At 46.8% G+C, this 5693-nt stretch carries 7 protein-coding genes; 2 read left to right on the top strand and 5 right to left on the bottom strand.

Annotated elements, in window-relative coordinates:
• Positions 1–135: 135 nt before the first annotated feature.
• The 4 genes from tgt to minC form a co-directional block, all read right to left on the bottom strand.
• The gene (gene tgt / locus RMO55_RS16175; RefSeq protein ID WP_310428099.1) at positions 136–1272 is read right to left on the bottom strand and encodes a tRNA guanosine(34) transglycosylase Tgt; all 1137 of its coding nucleotides are present in this window, start codon (positions 1270–1272) and stop codon (positions 136–138) included.
• A gap of 149 nt (positions 1273–1421) precedes the next feature.
• Positions 1422–1736 carry a cell division topological specificity factor MinE gene (gene minE / locus RMO55_RS16170; protein ID WP_310428101.1) on the bottom strand — a complete coding sequence of 105 codons (315 nt, stop codon included), beginning with the start codon at positions 1734–1736 and terminating at the stop codon, positions 1422–1424.
• A 221-nt stretch (positions 1737–1957) separates the two neighbouring features.
• Positions 1958–2758 carry a septum site-determining protein MinD gene (minD, locus tag RMO55_RS16165; protein WP_310428098.1) on the bottom strand — a complete coding sequence of 267 codons (801 nt, stop codon included), beginning with the start codon at positions 2756–2758 and terminating at the stop codon, positions 1958–1960.
• A 114-nt stretch (positions 2759–2872) separates the two neighbouring features.
• Entirely contained in the window at positions 2873–3712 is an 840-nt protein-coding gene (minC, locus tag RMO55_RS16160) for a septum site-determining protein MinC (protein ID WP_310428097.1), read from the bottom strand.
• Positions 3713–3869: 157 nt separating this feature from the next.
• On the opposite strand from minC, the gene RMO55_RS16155 reads away from it, so the two are divergent.
• Together RMO55_RS16155 and RMO55_RS16150 are read left to right on the top strand one after the other, a co-directional pair.
• On the top strand, positions 3870–4094 hold the full coding sequence (locus RMO55_RS16155) for a hypothetical protein (RefSeq protein WP_310428096.1): 225 nt from the start codon (positions 3870–3872) through the stop codon (positions 4092–4094).
• A gap of 193 nt (positions 4095–4287) precedes the next feature.
• Positions 4288–5061, top strand: a complete 774-nt coding sequence (locus tag RMO55_RS16150) for an ABC transporter permease (protein ID WP_310428095.1) — start codon at positions 4288–4290, stop codon at positions 5059–5061.
• A 20-nt stretch (positions 5062–5081) separates the two neighbouring features.
• Here the strand turns inward: RMO55_RS16150 and RMO55_RS16145 are convergent.
• Positions 5082–5693 (bottom strand): response regulator (locus tag RMO55_RS16145; protein WP_310428093.1); only part of this gene is annotated, 612 nt, incomplete at its 5' end.

Genomic DNA, 5693 nt, shown 5'->3' with positions numbered 1-5693 from the left:
CGTTAAATGCCAACCGATAGAGATCAGAAAGTTTCGATCGAATCAACCATGCGAAGGATTTCCCCTCTGCGACAACCACATTTCGGCTCCGCTCGTTATCGATCGAATCGAGGAAATATAGCCGAAATTATGCCCTTACTCGTCGATCGAATCCACATGTTCATCAGTCAACCAATGTCCGAATTCTTCCATAAATCGATCGCGTAAAATTGCATCCCGAATTTTTTGAGTAAACCGAATTAACTCGGTAATATTGTGCAGCGATAACAGGGTAAATCCAGTAATTTCACCACAACGGACGAGATGGCTTAGATAAGCCCGACTAAAGTTCTGACAGGTATAGCAGGGGCAAGTATCGTCTAAGGGGGTAAAATCGCGTCTGAAGGGGGCATTCTTGAGATTCCATCTTTCGCCCCTGACGAAGGCTGCACCGTGCCTAGCGACGCGGGTAGGTATCACACAGTCGAATAAATCGATACCCGAGGCGATCGCAATCGCCATTTCTTTATAGGTACCGATCCCCATCAGGTAGCGCGGTTTACTTGCGGGTAATAATGGGGCGGTGGCGCGGACAATTTTATGGATAAAATGCGCTGGCTCGCCCACACTTACGCCGCCAATTGCATAACCATGTACGTCAAATTCTTGCAGAGATTTGGCTGCTTCCGCCCGCAAATCTAAGTGTACGCCGCCTTGGACGATCGGGAATAATGCCTGATCTGCAGGGCGTTGATGAGCCTTGATGCAACGTTCTAACCACCGATAGGTGCGATCTGTCGCCATGACGACTTCCTCGCGAGTCGCCGGATAGGGCGGACATTCATCAAATGCCATAATTACATCCGCACCGAGATCGTTTTGAATCTCGATCGATTTTTCAGGGGAAATAAAAATCGTCCGCCCATCTAGGGGTGATTTAAAGGTCACGCCTTCTTCGGTAATTTTCCGCGTTTTACTGAGGCTAAAGACCTGAAAACCGCCAGAATCGGTGAGCATCGGCCCTTTCCAGTTCATGAATTTATGCAATCCACCTGCGGCTTTAATCACATCTTCACCTGGACGCAGATGCAGATGATAGGTATTTGCCAGCACCATCTGCGCCTGGGTTTCCTCCACCTGCGCCGCTGTGAGCGTTTTCACCGCCGCAGTAGTCCCGACGGGCATAAATCTTGGTGTTTCGACAATACCGTGGGGAGTATGAAAAACCCCAGCCCGTGCGTGTGTGTGGCTACATTTACCTAAGCAGTCGAAAGAGAAATTGGAGTGATTCAAAAGAGGGGTGTGGGGGTGTGGGGTGTGGGGGTGTGGGGGTGTGGGGTGTGGGGTGTGGGGGTGTGGGGTGTTGGGGTGTTTCTTGCGACCTTACGACCTTACTCCCCTACCCCCTTACTCCGTTACTCCCACACCCCCACACCCCTTACTCAACTCGCCGGATCGTCCCCAGCCCAACCCATCGGCGAGGCTTCAACATCATCTTTGACGCGGCGAATGGGTAAATTGGCGATGAGAGCGGTAACTCGTTGATTGCTTTCTAGGGAAAAATCTAGTCCTTGAGCATCAATTTCTACATACCGCGATACGACTTCCAGAATTTCTTGACGCATCAGCTCGACCATTTGGGGGCTAAGATCGGTTCGATCGTGAGCGATGACTAATTGCAATCTTCGCTTCACTTGGTCCCGACTTGGCTCGTTACCAACGCGAGGGAATAACATTTCCAGAAATTCATTGATCATAGTCATAGTAATGCAGTCGGTAGAAGGAATTAGCACCTAAACGATCGAATTGTTGATGGGCAAAGAATGGTGACAATAATTACTGACAAATTTCCCGACCCAATACTTGTTTATAGTTTTTATTTACCCAACTTGGATGGGGTAGATGTTACTAGCGAATCACTGCTGATAGACTCAATCGAATCCTCAGTATAATTTAAGCTCGTATTTTAGCTATATTACTATTTAGCGAAGATTTTGCGCAGCCGTGAGAATAAATTATCTCGATCGACACCGAGTTCTAAATAGGGCGTTTTTTCACCGCAAAGCCGATGGGCGATATTATCAAAGGCTTTAGCTGCTAGGGAATTGGGATTATTTTCAAGCACTAATGGTTCGCCGCGATTGGTAGAGGTGATTACTCGTTCGTCTTCAGGAACGACACCAATTAACTGGACAGCGAGAATTTCACTGACATCTTCTACCGACATCATCTCACTGGCTTCGACCATTGCTGGACGCAAACGATTGACAATTAATCTGGCGGGGCTAATATTACTAGCTTCCAACAAGCCGATGACTCGATCTGCATCGCGAACGGCAGAGATCTCTGGAGTGGTGACAATTAAAGCTTCTTGAGCCGCTGCGATCGCATTTTTGAAGCCCATTTCAATTCCTGCAGGACTATCAATTAAGACAAAATCGAACTGGGGTGCGAGTTCGCCAATCATCCATTTCATGTGATTGGGGGTGATCATTTCCGCCTTGCGATTTTGGGTGGCGGGAAGTAATACCAGTCCTGGTTGACGTTTATCGCGTACTAAGGCTTGATCGAGACGACATTCTCCGGCGAGTACTTCTACCGCAGTATAGACGACACGATTTTCCAATCCTAACAGTAGATCGAGATTCCGCAGTCCAAAGTCACCATCGACGAGGGCGACTCGATGCCCCATTTTGGCAAGAGTCATGCCCAGGTTGGCTGTCACAGTGGTTTTACCCACTCCGCCTTTACCAGAAGTAATTACAATAATGCGAGTCATGAATTATAAGAAGAGGGGGGAGGGGGGAGAGGGTAGGGAATAACTGTTATGGATTATAAAAATCTGCTTGCTGGTGAAGATCGGGGATAATTTTCGATCTATAATTCCATCTCATTAGTCAGATCTTAGAGATCCTCCTGGTAGGGCTAATTCACGGAGATACGGGGTAGTTTTCAAATCTATCGCTCTAGCAATCCGAATGCCTTGGGGTGTAACGTAGGCAATTTCTGGCTCGAACTGCGGCGGTGGGGTTTCTGGTGCGCGGGCGACTCGATCGGCAATTCGCAGTTGAGTTGGTTCCATCTGTAGTGCCATAATCAAACATTGAGGGTTATTGGGATAACCTGCATGGGCAATACCTCGCAATCTCCCCCAAATAATAATATCCCCTGCGGCAAAAATTTCGCCACCAGGATTGACATCGCCCATAATAATCACATTACCCTGATGGCGGATATCCATCCCCGATCTCACGGTCATTTGCAGGTAAATCGGTTCGGCTAGGAGCGGGGTGGATTCTGCGGTGGGAATGGGGAGTAGTGGGGCTGCGGGTTGCTGAGTCACCGAATAACCTGCTGTTGCAGCGGCTACCGCAGTTTGGCGACGGCTGGTAGAAACAAGTTGGAGTTGTAGAGCTACATCGGTAAGGGCATCAGCAATGCCTTGTAATTGTCTGGCATCTAACAATCGATCGTTGGCAATCAGGTGAACTATGGCTAAAGGTTGCCAAAACCTTTTACCAGCTTGAAGTCGTTGCTGGAGTTGTTCCCACAAGTCATTCCAACTAGCCGAAGCTGGAGTCTCTGCTTCTGTAGGCAGGATCAATTTCACCACTCCATCTTCATTTTTGAGGCGAATTTGCAATTTGGGTTGCTCCCCTGGAGTGACGAGGATGGGATCTGCCGTTCCTTGAGTATTTAGTGTGGGCAAGGTAGATGGGGAATCAGCATTCATAGCCTACGTCAGTGGTGGTTGATGATGAGAATGGCATTTACATCTTACACTTGAACCGGATATTCCGTTGAGATTATCGATCGGGTATTTCAGAATCGGGGCAAAGTAGTAATATTATTTAGACAGTTTAATATATCAAATTAACACTCGATCGCTCATGCCAAAATTAATATTAGCAACTTTGACTGTAATGTTTGCCACCGCTGGAGTTGGATTTAGCCAATCTGCAACAGCAACTCAGGTTCGTTGGGGGAGCCTTCCCTTCGGGAAATCGGCCAGAATTAGCACTATACTCCACGAGAATGGCTTGACAAAATATCGTCCCACCATCTCACTTGTCGTCAAAAAATGTACGATGAAGCGGTATCGTCGCCCTCACTAAACTTCTGTCAAAAGTCGGGGGATAGGAGATAGGGCGTAGGGAATAGGGGCAATTCCCGATCAAAATAGCACTAAATTAATGATGGTACTTTTACTCTAGTAGGAGGTTTGTTCGAGGAGCTAATTGGATTAATTAGCTCCCAATTCCTAAATTTTATCCCCGATTTATAGATTGTAGCGGAGTAACTAAAAGAATGAGTTTAATTCGGATTTGGGCAGTAGCTAGTAACGTATTTCGGGAAGTAATGCGCGATCGCATCTTTTTTACGATTGGTTTTTATGGAGTGGTGATGCTTGTGGCTTGGAGACTATTACCAGCTATTTCTGGTGCTGCCCAAGATAAAATTTTCACCGATTTTGGGCCAGCAAGTGCTAGTTTACTAGGAGTGGTAGTCGCAATTTTTGTCGGGACAAATTTGATTAATAAAGAAATCGAAAAGCGGACTGTATTTACGATCGTCACCAAACCAATTAGTAGTCTTGAATTTATCCTCGGCAAACACTTAGGTTTATCTGCGGTGTTGGCGATTCTAGTCGCTGGGATGACAAGCATTTATCTGATCGTCCTCAGCCTTGCCCAGATTAACTATCAATTAGTCCCCCTCTTACTCACCGCATTTTTCCTGTTTTTAGAACTATGTCTGATTACCGCTGGGGCATTATTATTTGGTGTATTTACTAGTTCTATTCTCGCAATCCTATTGACATTTTCACTGTACTTAGTCGGACATTTAAGTGAAGGGATGGTGAAGCTAGCAGGTGTCACCAAAAATCCAGGATTTCAACAAATGACTGACAATTTATATCTGGTTTTACCAGATTTATCTCGACTCGATCTCAAGAATGATGCTGTCTATGGAGTGATTCCACAGCCAGATGTACTCTTACTCAATGCTGGGTACGCGCTGGTGTACACAGCCGCATTATTAGTCGTCACCACAGTGATTTTTTCCCGCAGACAATTCTAGTTAGGGATTAGGAATTAGGATTAATTCACTACTGACAGACAATCGGCGAGAGCTTGGAGTAGATCTCTGGTAGTAAAGGGTTTGGCGATGAAGTAGCGGCAGCCAAAGCGTTCTGCTCGATCGACTGCTTCGACGGAATTCAGTCCACTCATAGCGATTACAGGTAAATCGGGATTGAGTTGGTGCAGAGCGGTGACGGTGGTGAGTCCGTCCATCACTGGCATCATCATATCGATTAAAACACTATCGATCGCGTCTCGATGCTGGACATAAAGTTCGATCGCTTGGGCACCATCATTAGCAGTTAAGACCCGATAATTATATGTCTCCAGGGTGGCTTTAATCAGCGTACTAATCGCGATTTCATCATCGACGACTAGAATCAACTGTTGCCGACCGGAGGGTAGTTCTGGTTCATTCTCGGTGGGCTGAATCGGGGTATCGCTGGCGGGGATGTAGATCTGAAATTGGGTACCCCGATCTGCTTGACTTTGGACATCGAGAAACCCATCGTGACTTTTAATAATGCCCATGACGGCTGATAAACCCAACCCTGTGCCTTTGCCGACTTCTTTGGTGGTGAAGAATGGATCGAAAATGCGGTGCAAGAGTTGGGGCTGAATTCCTGTACC

It is taken from the genome of Chamaesiphon sp. VAR_48_metabat_135_sub, assembly GCF_031418915.1.
GTDB lineage: Bacteria > Cyanobacteriota > Cyanobacteriia > Cyanobacteriales > Chamaesiphonaceae > Chamaesiphon.
Note: the sequence above shows the minus strand (reverse complement) of the source record. Positions and strands in the feature narration are given on the sequence as shown.